This is a genomic window from Sphingobium sp. EM0848 (assembly GCF_013375555.1).
In the GTDB taxonomy this organism is placed as follows: Bacteria; Pseudomonadota; Alphaproteobacteria; order Sphingomonadales; family Sphingomonadaceae; genus Sphingobium.
This window is the reverse complement of the sequence record NZ_JABXWB010000005.1, coordinates 1,690,055-1,708,971: the sequence shown is the minus strand read 5'-3', so window position 1 is coordinate 1,708,971 and position 18,917 is coordinate 1,690,055. Positions and strand designations below refer to the sequence as shown.

The window sequence follows — 18,917 nt, the reverse complement described above, 5'->3', positions numbered from 1 at the left end:
GGAAAGACAAGCATGTCCCATATAGTCAGCTATCATGTCCACGGCGCCATCGCCGAAGCGGTCGTCGACAATCCGCCGGTCAACGCAACCTCCGCGAGTGTGCGGCAGGGTTTGGCCGAAGCGATCCGCAAGGCGGAGGCCGATCCTGAAGTTCGGGCGCTGGTCATCCGCTGCGCGGGCAAGACCTTTATCGCGGGAGCCGACATCAAGGAATTCGGCAAGCCGATGGCGGAGCCGCAACTGCCTGCGCTCCTCGCCATGATGGACCGCGCCACCAAGCCGATCGTCGCGGCGCTCCACGGCACTGTGCTGGGTGGCGGGTTCGAGGTGGCGCTGGCGGCCCATTATCGCGTCGCTCTACCGGAAACCCGTTTCGGTTTTCCGGAGGTCAAGCTGGGCATCGTGCCCGGCGCCGGTGGGACGCAGCGCACGCCCCGGCTCGCGGGGCTGGAAACGACCATCAAACTGACCACCGAAGGCGGGCAGATCGATGTAGCCAAGGCGTTGGCCAGTGGTCTGATCGACGCCATAGCGGAGGATGGCGACCTTGGCCTCGCCGCGCTCGCCTATGCTGAAAAGCTGGTAGTGGAGGGGCAGGGACCGCGTAGCGCCGGAACGTTGCCGATGCCCGCTGATGACCCCGCGCTGTTCGAGGAGGCGCGCAAGGCGTTGTCGCGCAAGATGCGCGGCCAGAGCGCGCCGCTGAAGATTTTGGACGCGATCCGGCTCGGCTATGAGATGGATTTCGACGCCGCGCTGCTCCAGGAATTTGCCCTGTGCCGCGAGAGCATCGCAGGACCGCAGTCGAAAGCGCTGCGCCATATGTTCGCCGCCGAACGGGAAGTCGCGCGCATCCCGGGCCTTCCGGCCGACACACCGACACGCCTGATCGAGCGGGTGGGCGTCATCGGTCTGGGCGCTATGGGACGTGGCATCGTCATGGCCATCGTCAGCGCGGGCTTGCCCGTAATCGCGGTTGGACTCGATCAGGAGCATGTCGACGCGGCGATGAAGGCGATCGGCAAGATGTGGTCCTCCTCCGTCGCCAAGGGCAGCATGACGCAGGAGGCGATGGACAAGCGGCTGGCCCTGATCACCACCAGTGACGACATGCACGATCTGGCCGCGACCCAACTCGTCGTTGAGGCGGTGACCGAGGATATGGCGGTCAAGAAGGCCGTGTTCGCGACGCTGGGGCAGGTGACGCAGCCAGATACGATATTGGCGTCGAACACCAGCTTCCTCAACATCGATATGCTGGCGGAGGCGTCGGGACGGCCGGAAGATGTGTGCGGCATGCACTTCTTCAATCCCGCCCATGTCATGCGCCTGCTGGAAAATGTCCGCGCCGCGAAGACCGACCGTGACGTGGTGGCGACGATCATGGCGCTGGGCAAGCGCATCGGCAAGCTGCCGGTGCTGTCGGGCGTTTGCGATGGCTTCATCGTCAACCGGATGCTGTCCAAGCGGTCGCGCGAGGCCTTCTTCCTGGTGGAGGAGGGGGCCAGTCCCGCCGCGGTGGACAGGGTCCTGCTGTCCTATGGTTTCCCGATGGGACCGTTCGCGCTGGGCGATCTGGCGGGCCTCGACGTGCAGGCGGCCGCGCGCAAGGCCCGGGCCGCCACCGCGACGGAGCGGGAATTGCGCGCCGATTTCGTGGAGCAGATGGTCGCCGAGGGGCGGTTGGGGCAGAAGAGCGGATCGGGCTGGTACAGCTATGATGAAAACCGCAAGTCCGGTCCCAATCCGCAGACCGACGCAATGATCGCCGCCCACGCCGAGCGGCATGGACTGAAGCTGCGCGAGATCGGTGAGGAGGAAATCCTGCAGCGATTGCTCTACGCCATGGTCAATGAGGGGGCGAAGCTGCTGAGTGAAGGCATCGCGGCGCGCGCGGATGAAATCGATGTGGCCATGGTGAACGGGCTGGGCTGGCCGAGCCATAGCGGCGGGCCGATGTTCTGGGCCGACCAGATCGGGCTGGACAAGGTGCTGGCCGCCATCGAGCGGTTCCGTGCCGAACAGGGCGATGCCTATTGGACGCCCGCGCCGCTGCTGGTCCAATATGCAGGCGAGGGCAGGGGGTTCACCGCATGAGCTATGAACCCAATGCGAAGACCGCCGACCTGCTGGCGCGGCTGCGCGCCTTCATGGATGCGCATATCTATCCCAATGAGAAGCGCTATTATGAGGAGGTCGCGACCGGCGACCGCTGGGCGCATGTCACTTTGATCGATGAACTCAAGCCGCTGGCGAAGGAAGCGGGCCTCTGGAACCTGTTCCTGCCCGACAGCACTCATGGCGCGGGGCTCAGCAACCTTGAATATGCGCCGCTCTGCGAGGAGATGGGGCGGGTTCACTGGTGTCCCGCCGTGTTCAACTGCGCCGCGCCGGACACCGGCAATATGGAGACGCTGGAACGCTTCGGCACGCAGGAGCACAAGGACCGCTGGCTAAGGCCCCTGCTGGCAGGCGAGATGCGGTCGGCCTTCGCCATGACCGAACCGGCGGTCGCCTCTTCGGATGCAACGAACATCGAAAGCTCGATCGTCCGGGATGGTGACGATTATGTCATTAATGGCCGGAAATGGTGGATTTCCGGCATGGGTGAGGCGGATTGCATGCTCATGATCTTCATGGGCAAGACCGATCCAGCCGCGCCCAAGCACAAGCAGCAGTCGATGATCCTGGTGCCGCGCGACACGCCGGGCATCACCGTGCTGCGGCCGATGACCGTCCTTGGCTATGACGACGCACCGCATGGCCATATGGAAATAGTGTTCGAAAATGTGCGGGTGCCGGCGAGCAACATGTTGCTGGGCGAAGGGCGCGGGTTCGAGATCGCGCAGGCCCGGCTGGGACCGGGGCGCATCCATCACTGCATGCGCATGATCGGCATGGCCGAACGCGCGCTGGAGGCAATGTGCCGCCGGGTCAAGTCGCGCGTCGCTTTCGGCAAGCCGCTGGCCGAACAGGGCGTCATCATCGAACGGATCGCCAACAGCCGCATCATGATCGATCAGGCGCGGCTGTTGACGCTGCATGCCGCGCATCGCATGGATACGGTTGGCAACAAGGTAGCCAAGGCGGAAATCGCGATGATCAAGGTCGCCGCACCCAACATGGCCTGTCAGGTCATCGACTGGGCAATGCAGGCCCATGGTGCGGCGGGCATCAGCCAGGATTTCTTCCTCGCGAACTATTATGCCCATGCCCGCAAGATCCGCTTCGCCGATGGACCCGACGAGGTGCATCGGCACCAGCTCGGCCGTCTGGAACTGGCGAAATATGACTGAGGCGCGGGATGTTCACGCGCTCGACATGACGCGCCTGACGCCTTGGTTGCGGGACCATGTGCCGGGCGCGGATGGTGCTATCACGGCGGAAAAATTCGCGGGCGGGCAGTCCAACCCGACCTATCTGCTGTCGGTCGACGGCGATCCGCGCTTCGTGCTGCGCCGCAAGCCCGATGGTATGCTCCTCCCGTCCGCCCATGCGGTCGAGCGGGAATATCGCGTGACCGACGCGCTCAAGGATATGGCGGTCCCCGTCGCCCGCCCGCTGGCGCTGTGCGAGGATAGCGGCATCGTCGGCACGCCCTTCTTCGTGATGGACTATGCGCGGGGACGCAATTTCTGGTACGCCCGCCTGCCCGAACAGACGGCGGCTGAACGCGGCGCGGTCTATGATGAGATGAACCGGGTGCTGGCGGTGCTCCACGCCATTGATCCGGCCGATGTGGGCCTGTCCGACTATGGCCGGCCGGGCAATTATTTCGCCCGCCAGGTGGCGCGCTGGACGAAGCAGTATCGCGCCACGGAAACCCGGACGATCGATGCGATGGAGCGCTTGATCGAGTGGCTTCCTGCCCATGATCCGGGGCTGGACGCATGCCGGATCGTCCATGGCGATTATCGCAACGACAATCTGATTTTCGCAATGGATGAACCGCGCATTGTCGCCGTGCTGGACTGGGAATTGTCGACATTGGGCCATCCGCTGGCTGACCTGGCCCAGCATGTCATGGCCTGGCGCGTGCCTGGCGAGGGCTATCGGGGGCTTTCCGATGCCGATCTCCCCGCGCTCGGCATTCCGGCGGAGGCTGATTATGTGCGCCGCTATGGCGAACGCAGCGGTGTGGGCGAGATTGATCCTGCCCATTGGCGCTATGCACTGATCTTCGCGATGTTCCGCAATGCGGGCATTCGACAGGGCGTTTATCGCCGCGCGCTCGACGGCAATGCGTCGAGCGAAGCGGCGGCGATCCATGGCGCGCGGGCAGGCGAGATTGCCGGCCTGGCCTGGAGGATCGCATGTGGAGAGGAGGATGCGCGGCTGTGAAAGAGCAAATCATTGATGTGGGCGGCTATCGGCTGCGCGCGGTCGAACAGGGGGACGGGCCTGTCGTTCTGATGATACACGGCTTCCCCGGCCTTGCCTGGTCCTGGCGGCATCAGATGGCGCCGCTGGCTGCGGCGGGCTACCGCGCCGTAGCCATCGACAGTCTGGGCTATGGCGGCAGCGATCGTCCATCCGACCCGGCGTCCTATACCGCCGAACGGATACAGGACTATTTACTGGCGGTGCTCGACCATTATGGCGCCGACCGGGCGGTGGTCGTCGGACAGGATTTCGGGGCGCAATATGCCTGGAACATGGCGGTACGCGCACCCGAACGGGTAGCCGCGCTGATCGCCACCATCCCTTATGACTATGACATGGCTGGACGCGCGATGCTGGGCAGCGCGCCGCTCCTGCCCGAAAATGCACCCGCGCGGCCGGACGCTTCTTCGCCGGATCACCTGCCAAGCGAGCGTTTCGCGGCGATGGCGCGCGACCATTTCGTTCACTTCCATTATTTTCAGCATGTGGGACCCGCTGAGCGCGAATTGGCGGACCGTGCGCCGGAATTCCTGGCCCGGCTGTTCCACGAACTGTCGGCGGAGGGCGATCTCTGGCGTTGGAAAACCGTGCCTTCGGAGGGGAGCGGCTATCTTGATGTGCTGCCGCCCGCACCGCCCTTGCCCTGGCCGTGGCTCAGTGAGGCGGAGTTCGACCATTTCGTGGCGGGCTACGACCATGCGGACCCGATGCTACGCTTCATCGGCGGGCTCAACAGCTATCGCACGGCCGACGCCAATTGGCGCATCGGCAAGGATTGGGCCGATTGCGATGTTGAGACGCCCACCCTGTTCCTTTATGGCGAAAACGACCCGTCCTTTGGTTTCTTCCCTGATTGGGAAGAGCGTTTGAAGGTGCGCGTGCCGGGCCTCAGGAAGATTGTCGCCGTTCCTGGCGCTGGCCATTTCTTGCAGCAGGAAAAGCCCGACGCCTTCAACGCGGCGCTGCTCGATTTTCTGGCGGGGATGCGGGAGTGATGGACAGGCTGCGCTTCGCCGGGCATCTGGGTCTGAGCGCGCCGGACCGGCCATTGCTCGCGCATATCGGTCGCTCGGTCGATCCGCTCGACCAGATCGATGCGCTGGCGGACCATGGTTTCGTAGGCGTACAGGACCTGTTCCTGAAGCTGCGGCCACCATCGCAACAGGCGGCGATGGCGGAGCGCATGGCGCGACGCGAGTTGGTTCTGTCAAGTTTCGGCGGCGATCCAATGCATTGGAACAGCCCGCTCTGGAGTGCGGAGGACGACGCCGGGCGCTCCGCGGTGGATGCGAGCGTCAGGGCCAGCTGCGACCTTGCGATGCTGTTCAGTGGAACGGGTGCCGTCTGCGTTGCAGGCGAGGACAGTGAGCGACCTCGGCGGCAACAATTTGCGGCGATGACCGAGAATCTGAAGCGCCATGCCGAAGCAGCCGCGCGCGCCGGGCTGGTGCTGCTGGTCGAACCGATTGCCCGGAGCCGGATCGAGGGACTGCTTCTCGATCGACTGGAGGATGGGCTGGACATGGTGCGCGCCATCGCCATGCCATCGGTGCGGCTGCTGTTCGACATCGGCCATGTCGCCATGATGGGCCATGACGTTCTGTCCGCGCTGGCCCTGTGCGAAGACGCGACCGGGCTCATCCAGTTGGCGGATGTTCCCGGCCGGGTCGATCCGGGTCTGGGGCAACTGGATTTGCCTGCGATCCTGCGCCAGATCATGACGCAGGGCTATGGCGGGCCTGTCGAGCTGGAATTTGAACCAGTGGACCAGACGGCAGAGGGGGAGGCGCGAATGCTTTCACGCCTTGCCCGGATGATCGGGTCCTGACCCCCCGCCCTCGCTGTCAGATCTTCGCGATCACTTCGTCCGCGAAGCGTGCCAGATCGTCGAGCTTCTGCTGGAGAGGCTGACTGTCCTCCTCAACGGCATAGAGGTTGCGGAACGCGACGGGCATGTCGGTAACGCCCAGATCCTCGTGCCGCTTCACCACATCGGCGTCGATGCGGCCCATGGCGGTTGCGAAGATACGGAACGGCTTGTCTAATGTGCCCGCCTCCGCGCGATATTGCGCAATCTTCGCAACGACATTAGCCAGGTCGTCGGTGCCGCCGTCTCCGCCCGCATACATGAAGCCATCATTATGCGCCGCTCGCTTGAAGGCCGCGTCGGAATATCCGCCGATCAGGATCGGTAGGGGCTTGTCGGGAACGGGGTTCAGCTTGACCGGTGGCAGGTCGTAAAATTCGCCGTGAAATTCGAAATAGCCGCCCGCGCACAGTCCACGCACGATAGCGATGCATTCGTCGAACCGCTTGCCGCGCTTGGCAAAGGAAACGCCCATGGCTTCATAATCTTCGGGCCAGACGCTGAGGCCGACGCCCAGGTTGAAGCGGTTTCCGGTCAACGCCGCTATCGAAGCAGCCAGCTTGGCGGCATAGAGCGGCGGCCGTACCGGCAGCTTGACGACATTGGTCGTCATCTCAAGCGTCTTGGTCGCCGTGCCGATCGCCGTGGCAAGAATGAAGCTTTCGATGAAGGGCTTGTTTTCCAGAAATTCCCGCCCGCCATCTTCGGTGTAACTGTAGCTGGTGTCGGACGCTTTGGGATAGATCAGGCTGTCGGGAATGGTGAAACCGGCATAGCCGTGTGCCTCCGCCGCCTGGGCCAGCGGAATATAGTTGGCAATGGCCGTCATGCTCTCCGCATAGTGAAACCGCATTTGCTACTCCTTGTCTGTCAGGGGAACGGGGGGAGGCGACTGCGCCATCCCCCCCGTTTCGGCTTCAGCGTCCCATGGCTGCGACCGCTTCTGCGGCCCCACGGATCGCACCCTCAATATAGGTGACACCGGTGCCGTCGCCGATCTCCGCCACATCATGTCCCGCCGCCCGCAAGGCATTGGCCAGCGTCGAATCACCGTGCGCGCCCATGGCGACGACGACATGATCGGCCGCGATATCCTGCGTTTCGCCCGTCTCGCTGGTGAAGCTGACCGCCTTTTTGCCGATGCGGATGTCGCTGGCGCCCGGGAACATCGCGACACCATGTTCACGCAGTTCGGCCAGCAAGCGCATCCGCCGCACCAGCAGCAGGCCGCCGCCGAACTTTGGCGCTTCGCCGACGATGGTGACTTCGCGGCCGCGCTCCATCAGAAACTCAGCCAGTTCGCAGCCGACCAGTTCGCCGCCGATGATGACGACCCGCTTGCCCAGCGGCATCCAACTGTGCGTCGCCTTGCGCACAAGTTCCAGATTGGCGGTGGCGCCGGTCGCCGCGCCGACCTTGGTCGCGATGCGCGTCGCCCAGCTCGTCTTGCGGCGGATCGAGGCGCTGTCCTCGCCCAGCATCATGCCGCGCAGATCGTCGCCCGACAGCACGAAGTCCTGATCATTGCCGGGAATGGGCGGCATGTCGCGCACGGCGCCGACCGCGACAATCACCTTGTCGGGTTTCAGGCTGGCGATGAGTTCAGGCGTCGCTTCGGTCTTCAGCCGTACGTCGACGGAAGATTTGTCGATCTCCCGCCGCAGCCAGTTCAGCAGCCGCTCATTGGGCTCATAGGCGAGGGCAGCAAAGCGCAGCGTGCCACCCAGCCGGTCCGATTTCTCGATCAGAGTGACCCGCGCACCGGCCTGGTTCAGCCGCCGCGCCGCTTCCATGCCGCCGGGGCCACCACCGACGATGACGACATGGCCGGGGACGGCCGTGGGCGACCAGTCCAGATCCTCATAGCCCGTTTCCGACCGGACGGCGCAACGCACCTGCTCGCGCAGATAGGCGGTCGACACGCAGGTATAGCAATAGATGCAGGGACGGATGTCGTCTGTCCGCCCTTCCGCCAGCTTGACCGGCAGATCCGGGTCGGCCAGCAGCTTGCGGCCCATCGCCAGGAAGTCGAACTCCCCGTCGGCCAGGCCCTTGTTACCCCGATCGATCTCGACCCGGCCGGACGCGATCACCGGAATGTTCACGGTGTTGCGGATGGCGGCGGCATATTCCAGATGGATGCCCGGCTCATGCGGGATGTTGGAGGCTGAATGCAGTTTTCCCTGGCCGACATCATGATAGGCGGTGACGGTGATACCGTCGGCCCCGGCCGCTTCCACCATCGGAGCCAGTTCCTTGGCATGGTCAATGGTGATGCCGTTCTTCTTGCCCATTTCCCGCGAGTCCATCTTGACCCACATCGGGAAATCCGGGCCGACGACATCGCGCACCGCACGTACCACCTCCAGCAGCAGCCGCGCACGGCCTTTCAGGTCGCCGCCATATTCGTCGGTGCGGGTATTGGTGGCGGGCGACATGAAGGAGGAGAGGAGATAGCCATGGCCGCCATGGATTTCGATGCCGTCAAAGCCCGCAGCCTTAGAGCGCGCCGCGGCCGCCCCGAACTGCTGCACCACAAGAGCGATGTCTTCCTTCGTCAGCACCTTGATTTCCGGAAGGGCGGCGCCAGCAAAGGCGGCCAGTTCTTCCGGCAGGAAATAGGTCGGGAAATCGCCTGAGAAGGCGGGGGGGATGGCCGGGGCCCAGAGGGGGTGCCTCTCCTGGGCTGAATGAGTCGCCACCAGGCCGCCATGATGAAGCTGCGTTGCGATCAGGCCGCCAGCGGCATGCACCGCGTCGACCAGGCGCTTCAGACCGGGCAGGAAGCGGTCGTCGGAAATCGCGGTCTGGTTGGGTTGCACCGCGCCGACCGGCCAGGCAACGCCCGTCACCCCCATGACGATCATGCCCGCACCACCCTTGGCCTGAGCGACATGATAGTTCAGAAGTCGATCACCTACCGTCCCGTCTTCCTCGGCCAGGCTGACGCCCATGGCGGTGACGAAAATTCGGTTGGGGACGGTCAGCGTGCCGATCCGCCCGGGGCTTGACAAGGTAACGGCCCCCGAGGTCGTCCGGGGAGCAGAGGCCACAGACATTTCGTCTCTCCTATATAGCGATGCGTACCATTTTCCTTTATCTATCACGCCAACGGACGCTAGTCCTGTCAAATAATTTTGCATCGCGTAGTTTTTACGTGGAAGGAGAGGTATGTCACAGCCATGGCTTGACCGGATGGCGCTGCACGATCTGGTGATGCGCTATTGCCGGGGATGCGACCGACGCGACTTCGCGCTCGTTCGCTCGCTTTATCATGATGATGCGGTGGACGATCATGGCGCGATGTTCAGCGGAGGGCCCGATGCGTTCGTCGCCTGGTTGCCCGAGGCGACCGCGCATTGGGACCTGACGCGCCACAGCATCAGCAACAGCCTGTTCGTGATCGACGGCGATCGGGCGGAAGGCGAACATTATGTGGAGGCATGGCACCGCACGCGCGGACCGGACGCCAGGCTGTATATCGTCCTGGGCCGTTACCTTGACCGCTATGAACGGCGCGAGGGGGTGTGGAAATTCATTTATCGCAGTCTGGTGTTCGACCATGGATCGATCGTGCCTGTTGATGAAGGCGCCATGGAAGTCATGAGCAAGGATGCCCCCAACGGCCGCATGGATCGCGCCGATCCGTCCTTTTCCTATCCCTTGCTGGCAGGACTGGGCGCGTGAGGGGCGCGGTCTGGGACGGGACGTCGCTGTTCGTCAGCGATCGCCTGACACTTCGCCCGATAGCGGCGGGGGAAGTGCGCGTTCGTGTGCTCCGTTCAGGTATTTGTCATAGCGATATTGCGATGATGACGCCGCATCTTCCTGTCCTGCCGGTGGTGCTGGGGCATGAGGCAGCAGGCGAGATCGCGGAACTGGGCGCGGGTGTCGAAGGCTGGGCGGTGGGTGACCGGGTGACCGTCGGCACGCAGACGCCCTGTGGCGAATGCCGCGAATGCCGGCGGGGCGAACCGCATAATTGCGATATAAATTGGGGCTTCGTCCCCAGCCACCCCTTCACGCTGGATGGCAAGCCTGTGGCGTCCTTCGCCAATGTCTCCTCCTTCGCCGGGGAGATCGTGGTGAAGGCATCGCAGCTTTTCGCCATTGACGACTTGCCGCCTGAACAGGCTGCGCTGATCGGCTGCGCTGTGTCCACTGGCGTGTGCGCGTCACGGGTTCTCGGGCGGGTGCGTGCCGGCGACAATGTGGCGGTGTTCGGTGTCGGCGGGATCGGCGTCAACGCCATACAGGGCGCGGCGCGAAACGGTGCGCATGTGATCGCGGTCGATGCCAATCCGGCCAAGGAAGCCGTGGCGCGGCAATTCGGCGCAGCGGCATTCGTGCTGGCCAATCCGTCGCTGGACAGCGCTACCGCCGCCGCGATGTTGGCGGAGGGACATGGCCCGATAGACGTCGTCGTGGAATGCAGCGGTGCTGTCGGTGCGATAGAAACCGCGCTGCGTTGCACGAAACGGGGCGGCCGGGTGGTCCTAATCGGCATGTCCCGACCGGGGTCACAGGCCTCGCTGCCACTCGACAGCTTCGTCACGGGCGGAGAGGTGATCGCCACGATGAACGGTGGCGCATTGCCGGGCCGGGACTATCCGGAACTCATCGCGCAGGCGCAGGACGGGCGGTTGAACCTGGCGGATCAGGTCAGTGGCGTCTGGTCGTTGGACCAGATTGGAGAAGCGATCGCCGCGCTCAAAAGCGGCGAAGTCACCCGCGCGCTGGTCGACCACGAACGCTGAAGATCAAAAAGGCTGAGTGTGGGGCGCTGACTTTGCAGGGACGATCCCTGCAAAGCCAGCGCCGTTCATCTGTCCTTGAACTCCGGCGCGCGTTTGCCGAGGAAGGACGCGATCGCCTCATGATGATCGTCGGTATAGTGGGCCAATGCCTGATAAGCTGCAGCGAGTTCCAGCAGGGACGGCAACTTCATATGCGCGCCCTCCCGCATCAGGCGTTTGGCCATGCGCGTCGCGTGGCCTGGATTGGCCGCGATCCTGCCCGCCAGTTCCCGCGCGCGATCGAGCAATCCGTCGGCGGGCAGGACCTCCGCCACCAGGCCATAATCCAGTGCGGTCGCGGCATCGATGGAATCGCCGGTCAGCGTCATCAGGCTGGCGCGCTGTGGCCCGATCAGGCGCGGTAACAGCCAGCCGCCCCCCCCGCCCGGAATGATGCCCAGTTTCACATAGCTTTCCGCGACGATGGCCGTGTCGGCCATGATGCGAATATCGCACATGCAGGCGATATCGAGGCCAAGGCCGATGGCCGGCCCGTTGATCGCGGCGATGATCGGCACTTCCAGTTCGCTGATCGCGGGTCCGATCATCTGCACGTTGGTGCGATAATTGTTGCGGATCTCATAGGGAGAGCCGCTGAACATGGCGGCCCGCTCCTGCATATCCTTGACGTTGCCGCCCGCGCAGAAAGCCTTGCCAGCGCCGGTCAGAATGATGGCCCGGACAGATGTGTCGCGGACCATGCGCGCGCAGAAATCAACAATCTCCTCACTATCGGAGACTTTGGAAATGGCGTTGCGTTCTTCGGGACGGTTGAAACGGGCGATGACCACCGGGCCATCGCGTTCGACCTGTAGGAAAGGGTCCAAGTCAGGCTCTCCTTAAGCTGCCAGTCCCCGCATTCGCAACAGGGCGTCGACCTCCGGCGTGCGTCCGGCAAAGGCCTGGAAATTCTCCGACGCCGGACGGCTTGCGCCCGCGGCGAGGATTTCCCGGCGGAAGGCGGTCGCGCCGCCGCCGGGAATGTTGCCATGGGCGAAGATTTCGAAGGCATCGGCGGACAACAGTTCCGCCCAGAGATAGGAATAATAGCCCGCCGCATAGCCGCCCGCGAAAATATGGCTGAAGGCATGGGCAAAGCGGTTCCAGGCCGGTGGATGGACCACGGCGACGGCCGCGCGCACCTGATCCAGCATGGCATTGACCTGCGCGCCCTTGGCCGGGTCATAATCGCGATGGAGCAGCAGGTCGAAGGTCGCAAACTCGATCTGGCGCAGGATCGCCAGTCCCGCCTGAAACTGGCGCGCGGCCAACAATCGGTCAAACATGGCGTCGGGCAGGGGTTCACCCGTATCGACATGGCCGGACAGACCGATCAGCGTGTCCTTGTCCCAGGCAAAATTCTCCATAAACTGGCTGGGCAGTTCGACCGCATCCCATTCCACGCCGTTGATGCCGCCGATGGACGGCAGGTCCACCTCCGTCAGCAGATGATGCAACACGTGGCCGAACTCATGGAACAGCGTCACCACATCATTATGCGTGACCAATGAGGGTCTGTCGCCGGCGGGCGGCGCGAAATTGGTGGTCAGATAGGCGATGGGCCGGTGGAAACGGTCGGCGTCGCGGAAGCGGGAACGGCATACGTCCATCCACGCGCCGCCGCGCTTGCCCGCGCGAGCGAAGAGGTCGAGATAGACCCCCGCCACCACCGCGCCGCCGGCGTCCTGCACATCGTAGAACAGCACATCGGGATGCCAGGTCGAGACACCCTCCCGTTTGACAAGGCGGATGCCGAAGAGCCGCTCGATCAGCGCCTCCGTCCCCGCCAGCACACGTGGCAGAGGGAAATAGGGCTTGAGCACTTCCTGATCGACCCCATGCAGGGTACGGCGCATGGCTTCGGCCACATAGGACAGGTCCCAGGGCTGAAGGTCGGTCAGGCCCAGATGCTCGGCGGCAAAGGCCTGGGCTTCCTCCAGTTCCCGCTCACCCACCGGCCTGGCACGGTGGGCGAGGTCGGCAAGGAAGGCCAGCGCCTCGTCAGCGTCGGCCGCCATCTTGGTTTCCAGCGAATGTGCGGCGGAATCGGCGAAGCCCAATATCTGCGCCGCCTCATGCCGCAGCGCCATGATCGCGTCGATCCGCTCGCTATTGTCGTGGCTCTTGTCATCGGCCTGATCGGAGGCGCGGGTATTGTGGGCGCGGTAGACCCGTTCCCGCAGAGCGCGGTCCTTTGCGTGTAGCAGGACCGCCAGGACGCTTGGCTGGCGCAGGGTGATGAGCCAGCCGGTCAGTCCCTTTTCCTGTGCATAGGCGGCCAGTATCGCCTTGTCGCTGTCAGGCACGCCGGCGAGCGCGGCTTCCTCGGTGACATGCTCGCTCCACGCTTCGGTCGCGTCGAGTACCGCATTGCCGAATTTGGTGCTGAGATCGCTCAAGCTGACCCCAATGTCGAGGAAACGCTGCCGCGCCTCGCCTTCCAACGCCACGCCGGCCAGGCGGAAGCCGCGCAGGGCAAGATCGACCGCTCGCTTGTTTGCAGCGGGCAGGCTGACGAAATCGGGTCGGGCTGCGACCCGCGCGACGGCGTCGTGATGGGCGCGGTTCTGGCCCGCTTCCATGAGATAGGCGGTCATCAGCGCCTGCGCGGCGGCATGGGCTTCGCGCAATTCAGGGGTGTCGGCCACTGATGAGAGATGACCCACGGGTGACCAAGTGCGCGACAGCAGGAAATCGGCGCGCTCCGCCGTCAGGACTACCGTATCGAAATCACCCTTGCCGCCGGCCGTGATCCCTTCGATGGCTGCTCGGTGCGCGGCAATGGCCTCCTCCATGGCAGGGACGATATGGGGTGGCTGGATCGCCGCGAAATCGGGCAGGTCGAGATCGGCAAGAAGGGGATTGCTGGTCATGGTTACTCGCGGTCTGGATAGACCTTCTAATTGGGTCATCCAGGGCGGCTCTTCAAGCTTCGATAGTGGCCCTAGGCAAGGGTCAGGTAGATTTCCGCCTCGATCACCCAATACGCACCCGTCTGCCGCCATTTGGCGGTGTAGCTGCCGGAGGCGAGGAACTGCCCGGAACCGGCGGCGACACCCTCCCAGCGGCCATGCTCCAAGGCGATCGGTTCAACCGGCGACGCCACGACCGTCTCTGGTGTACGGGTATAGATGGTCCGTTCCGGCGCGTTGAATTCGCGCTTCCAGGCCAGCAACTGCGCCTTTCGTCCGGCGATTACGGCACTGTCCGTTCCGGTGACAAGGACGGCATCGGGAGCAAGGATCGGCCCGATGGCGTTCAGGTCCGCCTCCGCCAGCGCGCGGTTGAAATCAGCGCGGCGTAGGCGGATGGAGAGGTCGACGGAAGAGGTCATGCAGAAGCTTTCGGGTGGGATCGGTGCATCGGCCCTAGCCTGGCCGAACCACGATAGCCACCGGCGATAGCGGAACGATCAATCAAAGTCTGACCTCGATCAATTGCGGTCCCGGTTCCTTGACCGAAGCGATCATGGCCCGCGTGAAATCCTCCGCCGTTTCGACTGCAACGGCCGGTACGCCCATGCTCTTCGCCATCGCCTGCCAGTCGATCCGGGGACGGTCGATGTCAATCATCGACAGCGCCCGCTCGCCGGGCGTGCCCGCGCCCATATTGGCATATTCGGCCTTCAGTATCGCATAGCTGTTGTTGGCGAAGATGATCGTCGTGATGTCCAGACCTTCGCGGGCCTGGGTCCAGAGCGACTGGATCGTGTACATGGCACTGCCGTCGCCGACCATGCAGAAGACACGCCGATCCGGGCAGGCGAGTGCGGCACCCGTCGCCACCGGCGTCGAATAACCGATCGACCCGCCCATATTGTTGATCAGGTCATGAGGCAGGGCGCCAAGGGTCAGTGCCATGGATTCACGCCCTGTCGTCAGCGATTCATCGACCAATATGCAATGTTCGGGCATCGCCGCCGCCAGCGCATGGGCAATGCTCGCAGGGTTGAGCGCGCCAGTCGGGACCGGCGTTTCCACCCGCGGCTGGATGATCGGCGCGATCCCTTTCGCCCCCAGCGCGTCGATCAGCATCTCCAGCGCCAGCGCACTGTCCTCGTCCGCCTCGACCAGCGGATGGACCAGTGTGCCTTCCTGCTTCATCAGGCTGGGCTTGTCGGGATAGCTGAAGAAGGCCACCGGTTCGCTGGTCTCCACCGTGATGAGATGCCGGAAGCCCTCCAGAAATTTCGTCGCCAGCGCCACGGCATAGGGGATGCGCTCAAGCGCTACCCGGCCTGCACCGCGCGCTATCCGCGCCGTGAAAAATTGGGAGCCGAGCCGTGCCCCCGTTGCCGCTGCGACAGTGCCCGCCAGTTCAAGCGCTCGCCCGCGCGTCGCCTTGTTCGCCAGGATGATGAGCGTCGGTTCGCCGGAGCGAAGAACCTGCGCCACATGGTCAATCCTGGTCTGCGAAGGCACTTTGCGCGCGGCCTTTTGCAACGGTGGCAGCGGCACCGGCTCCCCGGCGTCCTGCCAGGAGTTGTCGCCCGGCAGGATCAACGTGGCGATCCTGCCGGGATGTTCGAACCCCTTGGCAATCGCCGCCGCCGCATCCCAGGCGATGGAGCGGGCCGAATCCGCGCGCCGAACCCAATGGCTGAGCGGTCGGGCCAGTCCTTCAATGTCGGACTTGAGCGGCGGATCATATTGCAGGTGCGCTCCCGAATGCTCGCCGACGATGTTGACCATGCCGGACGAAGCGCGCCGGGCGTTGTGAATGTTCGCCAGTCCATTGGCCAGCCCCGGTCCCAGATGAAGCAGGGTGGAAGCGGGGCTGTCCTTCATCCGGTACCAGCCGTCCGCTGCGCCCGTCGCCACGCCTTCGAACAGGCACAGCACCGGCCGCATGCGTGGATTTTCGAGTGCCGCCAGAAAATGCATTTCCGACGTGCCCGGATTGGCGAAGCAAATATCGACGCCCTGATCGACAAGCGTGGAAACGAGTGTCTCAGCTCCGTTCATGGTTACTACCCCGCCAGTTCGCGACGTGAACATGGGGAAGTTGTAACCTTCGGCAATGAGTCGTTCGACCTTCTTTCTGCTTTCTGCGGGCGAAATTGGTCGACCTGCCTTCGAGAAACTATTTACGTCTTTGCGCACTGATGGTGGCCAGCAGCGTTTCAAGCTGGCCTTCGTTGAACCCCGCCTTGAGAAAGGCTCTCAGCGAGGATGGGCGGACGGTGTAGCCGCGATGCCAGGCATCGACCGAAAGGTGGCGCAGACTTTCCATCCGTTTGTCGGTGAGACGCGGATTGATGCCTTCGCCGAAAATCCTGGTCTTCAGCCGATCCCAGCGGCTGGGTGGACGCAGGGACGACAGCCCGTCCTTGCGCGCAAGCCGGATGATCTGCCATTCGCTGGGCGCGAAACCGGAAGTGGCCGCCTTTGCAGCGCCGATCGTTCCACCATCTTCGGCACGCGTGGCAAGTTGCAAAAATGCCATGGTAAATTCCCTGTTACGGACGCAGGGCCGTGGAGGCGGGCCGGCGGGTCACCGTCCGCTGCAAGCCATCCCGGCCGAACGTGAAAAAACTCTGCACCGCGCAGCCTGATGAGCGGAAGCATGAATAGTCGGGTCGCAGCGCCCCGTTGGGGAAGCCGCTTCATATCGTCAGCGACGACAGGAATTGAGAAATGTCGGCATCTTGAACCCCTTCATGGAGCAGGGTCTATTCAATACTGATTGGTATATAATATGAGGCAATGAATGGGTCAACGATATTTTTGTACCGATTGGTACTTTTCTGTATTTAATCCGAAAAAACGAGCTTTTCCGTCATTTTCCGGGCCAGACGGCCAAGGTCGTCTCTATCAGTTGCTCCAGCTTGTCGCGCGCCGTGCCCGCGCCAGCCTGTACGGCCATGCCCTGCATGATGGTGGAGAGATAGGTGACGAGCGCCTGCGGATCGATGGCCTCGGGAAAGTCACCCTCGGCGCGGGCACGTTCGAACCGTTGGGCCAGCGCTGCGTCGGAAGAGGCGCGGCGGGCGATGACATCGTCGCGGATCGATTCTGCCTGGGCGGTGCAGGCAACCGTGCTGATGACGCCCAGGCAGCCATGAGGGTCGGTCGTGCCGGTCTGGATCGCGAGCGATCCGCGCAGCAGCCGTTCGGCAACCCCCTTGGCAGTGGGTGCGTCCAGCGCGGATTTCATGTAGCAGAGCTTGTCGCGCTCATAGAGGTCGAGCGCCTTGCGAAACAAGGATTCCTTGTTGCCGAAACAGGCATAGAGGCTGGGCTTGGTGATCCCCATGGCCTCCGTCAGTTCGGCCATGGAGGCGCCTTCGTAGCCACGGCGCCAGAAAACGGTCAGCGCAGCGCTCAGCGCTTCTTCAGGATCGAACTCCCGCGGGCGGCCCCTTATTGTCTGCGTCTGTGATTTCATACCGAACGGTATATAGTAGGCCTATGCCCGGACGTCCAGAGCCGGGTTCCATGGCGCGCTGCTTTGCCTTATCAGCGCCGGAAGAAAGAACAAAGCCTGTGCAGACCCGCCTTCTTCAATATTTCCTCGCGCTGGAGCGCGAAGGACATTTCGCGCGAGCGGCAGCGGCGTGCCATGTGTCGCAGCCGACCCTGTCGGCGGGCATTTCCGCGCTGGAGGCGCAACTGGGCAAGCGGCTGATTCAGCGCAACCGGCGTTATGGCGGGCTGACGGAGGAGGGGCGCGCGATCCTGCCCTGGGCGCGGCAACTGGTCGCAGCGGCGGACAATCTGATGCAGGCAGCGGCGGTCGCCAAGGGACCGTTGCAGGGCGAATTGCGGCTGGGTGCGATCCCGGCGGCGATGCCCGCCATCGGCTTTCTGGTTGAGGCGCTGCTGGAGCGGCATCCGGGGCTGAACATCTCGGTCAGGGCGTTGACCTCACGCCAGATCGAGCGGGAACTGGCGGCCTTCGAACTGGACGCGGGGCTCACCTATCTGGATTTCGAGCCGCCTTCCCATGTGTTGGCCGTACCGCTCTATGTTGAGCGCTACATGCTGGTAGCAGCACGCGGCGTGCTGGATGAAGAGCGGGCGCTGGATTGGGAGGATGTGGCGCGGCTGCCCCTTTGTCTTTTGCATCAGGGGATGCAGAACCGGCGAATATTGGACGCGCGGCTGGGCGGGCGCGAACTGGCTTTGCGGCCGGTGGTAACGGCGGACAGCTATGTCGCGCTGTTTGCACTGGTTCGGCAAGGGCGCCTCTGTTCGATCGTGCCGGACCGTCATGCGATGCTGCTGGACGGGTTGGATTGGGTGCGGACCTTTGCTCTGCCCGATACGGATGAGGGCAGCCGGATCGGCGTGATCGTGTCGGATCGGGCGCCGCTGGGGCCATTGGCTCAGGCGGTGGCGGCCGTCGCGCGCGATATTGCCGGGCGAATGAGTGGCTGAGACCCTTAGCCGTCACGCTCTTCCCCCAGCACAATCGCGTCGATCCGGCGCAACATGGACAGGAAGGCATCGACCTCCGCCTCGCTGAAATGCGAAAAAACGCGGCTTTCCAGTTCCAGCGCCTTGGGCGCGATGGCGGCATGGAGTAGCTGCCCCTTCGCCGTGAGCGCCAGGAGGTGGGAGCGGCGATCCTCCGGATTGGGCAGGCGCTGGAGCAGGCCCCGTTCCGTCAGCGCGATGGCGGCGCGGCTGACCGTCACCTTGTCCATGCGGGTCTGGGCGCAGATATGGTGCTGGGTGATGCTGCCTTGTTCCGCGACCCACGCGATGACCCGCCATTCGGGAATGTTGATGCCAAACAGCGCCTCATAGCTTTGCGCGATGCTGTCGCTGAGCAGCCCCGTGGTGAAGGACAGCCGATAGGGCAGAAAATGATCGAGGCGAAGGGTTTTTGCGGCCATGCTAGATAGTAACATTTGATACCTCATTCGC

Annotated in this window: 17 protein-coding genes; 8 read left to right on the top strand and 9 right to left on the bottom strand. The window is 63.7% G+C overall.

All coding sequences use genetic code 11. The annotated features are described in order from the left end of the window. Window positions 1-12: 12 nt before the first annotated feature. The 5 genes from HUK73_RS25810 to HUK73_RS25790 are packed head-to-tail and all read left to right on the top strand — an operon-like array spanning window position 13 to window position 6,211. On the top strand, window positions 13-2,097 hold the full coding sequence (locus HUK73_RS25810; RefSeq protein WP_176594572.1) for a 3-hydroxyacyl-CoA dehydrogenase NAD-binding domain-containing protein: 2,085 nt from the start codon (window positions 13-15) through the stop codon (window positions 2,095-2,097). Then, the gene (locus tag HUK73_RS25805) at window positions 2,094-3,296 is read left to right on the top strand and encodes an acyl-CoA dehydrogenase family protein (RefSeq protein ID WP_176594571.1); all 1,203 of its coding nucleotides are present in this window, start codon (window positions 2,094-2,096) and stop codon (window positions 3,294-3,296) included. The genes HUK73_RS25810 and HUK73_RS25805 overlap by 4 nt, the downstream gene beginning before the upstream one ends. Beyond that, window positions 3,289-4,341, top strand: coding sequence for a phosphotransferase family protein (locus HUK73_RS25800; RefSeq protein WP_176594570.1), 1,053 nt, complete (start codon window positions 3,289-3,291; stop codon window positions 4,339-4,341). Before HUK73_RS25805 ends, HUK73_RS25800 begins: the two co-directional genes overlap by 8 nt. Next, entirely contained in the window at window positions 4,338-5,378 is a 1,041-nt protein-coding gene (locus tag HUK73_RS25795) for an alpha/beta fold hydrolase (protein WP_369805619.1), read from the top strand. Before HUK73_RS25800 ends, HUK73_RS25795 begins: the two co-directional genes overlap by 4 nt. Continuing rightward, complete coding sequence (locus HUK73_RS25790; protein ID WP_176594568.1) at window positions 5,378-6,211, top strand: TIM barrel protein; 834 nt, start codon at window positions 5,378-5,380, stop codon at window positions 6,209-6,211. The genes HUK73_RS25795 and HUK73_RS25790 overlap by 1 nt, the downstream gene beginning before the upstream one ends. Window positions 6,212-6,227: 16 nt before the next feature. On the opposite strand, the gene HUK73_RS25785 is transcribed toward HUK73_RS25790, so the two are convergent. Next, on the bottom strand, window positions 6,228-7,103 hold the full coding sequence (locus tag HUK73_RS25785) for an LLM class flavin-dependent oxidoreductase (RefSeq protein ID WP_176594567.1): 876 nt from the start codon (window positions 7,101-7,103) through the stop codon (window positions 6,228-6,230). A 64-nt stretch (window positions 7,104-7,167) separates the two neighbouring features. Further along, window positions 7,168-9,309, bottom strand: a complete 2,142-nt coding sequence (locus tag HUK73_RS25780; RefSeq protein ID WP_176594566.1) for an FAD-dependent oxidoreductase — start codon at window positions 9,307-9,309, stop codon at window positions 7,168-7,170. 112 nt (window positions 9,310-9,421) lie between these two features. On the opposite strand from HUK73_RS25780, the gene HUK73_RS25775 reads away from it, so the two are divergent. Together HUK73_RS25775 and HUK73_RS25770 are read left to right on the top strand one after the other, a co-directional pair. Beyond that, window positions 9,422-9,937 carry a nuclear transport factor 2 family protein gene (locus HUK73_RS25775; protein WP_176594565.1) on the top strand — a complete coding sequence of 172 codons (516 nt, stop codon included), beginning with the start codon at window positions 9,422-9,424 and terminating at the stop codon, window positions 9,935-9,937. Beyond that, entirely contained in the window at window positions 9,934-11,007 is a 1,074-nt protein-coding gene (locus tag HUK73_RS25770; protein ID WP_176594564.1) for an alcohol dehydrogenase catalytic domain-containing protein, read from the top strand. The genes HUK73_RS25775 and HUK73_RS25770 overlap by 4 nt, the downstream gene beginning before the upstream one ends. A gap of 65 nt (window positions 11,008-11,072) precedes the next feature. Here HUK73_RS25770 and HUK73_RS25765 read toward each other — a convergent pair whose 3' ends face one another. From HUK73_RS25765 to HUK73_RS25740, 6 genes are all read right to left on the bottom strand, one after another. Next, a complete protein-coding gene (locus tag HUK73_RS25765; RefSeq protein ID WP_176594563.1) occupies window positions 11,073-11,873 on the bottom strand; it encodes a crotonase/enoyl-CoA hydratase family protein in 801 nt (266 codons plus the stop codon). Between the two features lie 12 nt (window positions 11,874-11,885). Then, window positions 11,886-13,919: a M3 family metallopeptidase gene (locus HUK73_RS25760; protein WP_176594562.1), complete on the bottom strand. Its 2,034-nt coding sequence runs from the start codon at window positions 13,917-13,919 to the stop codon at window positions 11,886-11,888. Between the two features lie 71 nt (window positions 13,920-13,990). Beyond that, entirely contained in the window at window positions 13,991-14,380 is a 390-nt protein-coding gene (locus HUK73_RS25755) for a nuclear transport factor 2 family protein (protein ID WP_176594561.1), read from the bottom strand. Window positions 14,381-14,462: 82 nt separating this feature from the next. Further along, window positions 14,463-16,010: an acetolactate synthase large subunit gene (locus tag HUK73_RS25750; RefSeq protein ID WP_176594560.1), complete on the bottom strand. Its 1,548-nt coding sequence runs from the start codon at window positions 16,008-16,010 to the stop codon at window positions 14,463-14,465. Between the two features lie 118 nt (window positions 16,011-16,128). Further along, entirely contained in the window at window positions 16,129-16,491 is a 363-nt protein-coding gene (locus HUK73_RS25745; protein ID WP_176594559.1) for a hypothetical protein, read from the bottom strand. A 333-nt stretch (window positions 16,492-16,824) separates the two neighbouring features. Continuing rightward, window positions 16,825-17,433: a TetR/AcrR family transcriptional regulator gene (locus HUK73_RS25740; protein WP_176594558.1), complete on the bottom strand. Its 609-nt coding sequence runs from the start codon at window positions 17,431-17,433 to the stop codon at window positions 16,825-16,827. Between the two features lie 98 nt (window positions 17,434-17,531). On the opposite strand from HUK73_RS25740, the gene HUK73_RS25735 reads away from it, so the two are divergent. Continuing rightward, a complete protein-coding gene (locus HUK73_RS25735) occupies window positions 17,532-18,425 on the top strand; it encodes a LysR family transcriptional regulator (protein ID WP_176594557.1) in 894 nt (297 codons plus the stop codon). A 5-nt stretch (window positions 18,426-18,430) separates the two neighbouring features. On the opposite strand, the gene HUK73_RS25730 is transcribed toward HUK73_RS25735, so the two are convergent. Next, on the bottom strand, window positions 18,431-18,886 hold the full coding sequence (locus tag HUK73_RS25730; RefSeq protein ID WP_176594839.1) for a MarR family winged helix-turn-helix transcriptional regulator: 456 nt from the start codon (window positions 18,884-18,886) through the stop codon (window positions 18,431-18,433). Window positions 18,887-18,917: the final 31 nt, after the last annotated feature.

Coding starts and splice junctions, on each gene's coding strand:
- HUK73_RS25750 (WP_176594560.1), bottom strand. CDS start 16,010: ATGAACGGAGCTGAGACACTCGTTTCCACGCTTGTCGATCAGGGCGTC.
- HUK73_RS25740 (WP_176594558.1), bottom strand. CDS start 17,433: ATGAAATCACAGACGCAGACAATAAGGGGCCGCCCGCGGGAGTTCGAT.
- HUK73_RS25780 (WP_176594566.1), bottom strand. CDS start 9,309: ATGTCTGTGGCCTCTGCTCCCCGGACGACCTCGGGGGCCGTTACCTTG.
- HUK73_RS25755 (WP_176594561.1), bottom strand. CDS start 14,380: ATGACCTCTTCCGTCGACCTCTCCATCCGCCTACGCCGCGCTGATTTC.
- HUK73_RS25810 (WP_176594572.1), top strand. CDS start 13: ATGTCCCATATAGTCAGCTATCATGTCCACGGCGCCATCGCCGAAGCG.
- HUK73_RS25745 (WP_176594559.1), bottom strand. CDS start 16,491: ATGGCATTTTTGCAACTTGCCACGCGTGCCGAAGATGGTGGAACGATC.
- HUK73_RS25760 (WP_176594562.1), bottom strand. CDS start 13,919: ATGACCAGCAATCCCCTTCTTGCCGATCTCGACCTGCCCGATTTCGCG.
- HUK73_RS25785 (WP_176594567.1), bottom strand. CDS start 7,103: ATGCGGTTTCACTATGCGGAGAGCATGACGGCCATTGCCAACTATATT.
- HUK73_RS25805 (WP_176594571.1), top strand. CDS start 2,094: ATGAGCTATGAACCCAATGCGAAGACCGCCGACCTGCTGGCGCGGCTG.
- HUK73_RS25730 (WP_176594839.1), bottom strand. CDS start 18,886: ATGGCCGCAAAAACCCTTCGCCTCGATCATTTTCTGCCCTATCGGCTG.
- HUK73_RS25790 (WP_176594568.1), top strand. CDS start 5,378: ATGGACAGGCTGCGCTTCGCCGGGCATCTGGGTCTGAGCGCGCCGGAC.
- HUK73_RS25775 (WP_176594565.1), top strand. CDS start 9,422: ATGTCACAGCCATGGCTTGACCGGATGGCGCTGCACGATCTGGTGATG.
- HUK73_RS25800 (WP_176594570.1), top strand. CDS start 3,289: ATGACTGAGGCGCGGGATGTTCACGCGCTCGACATGACGCGCCTGACG.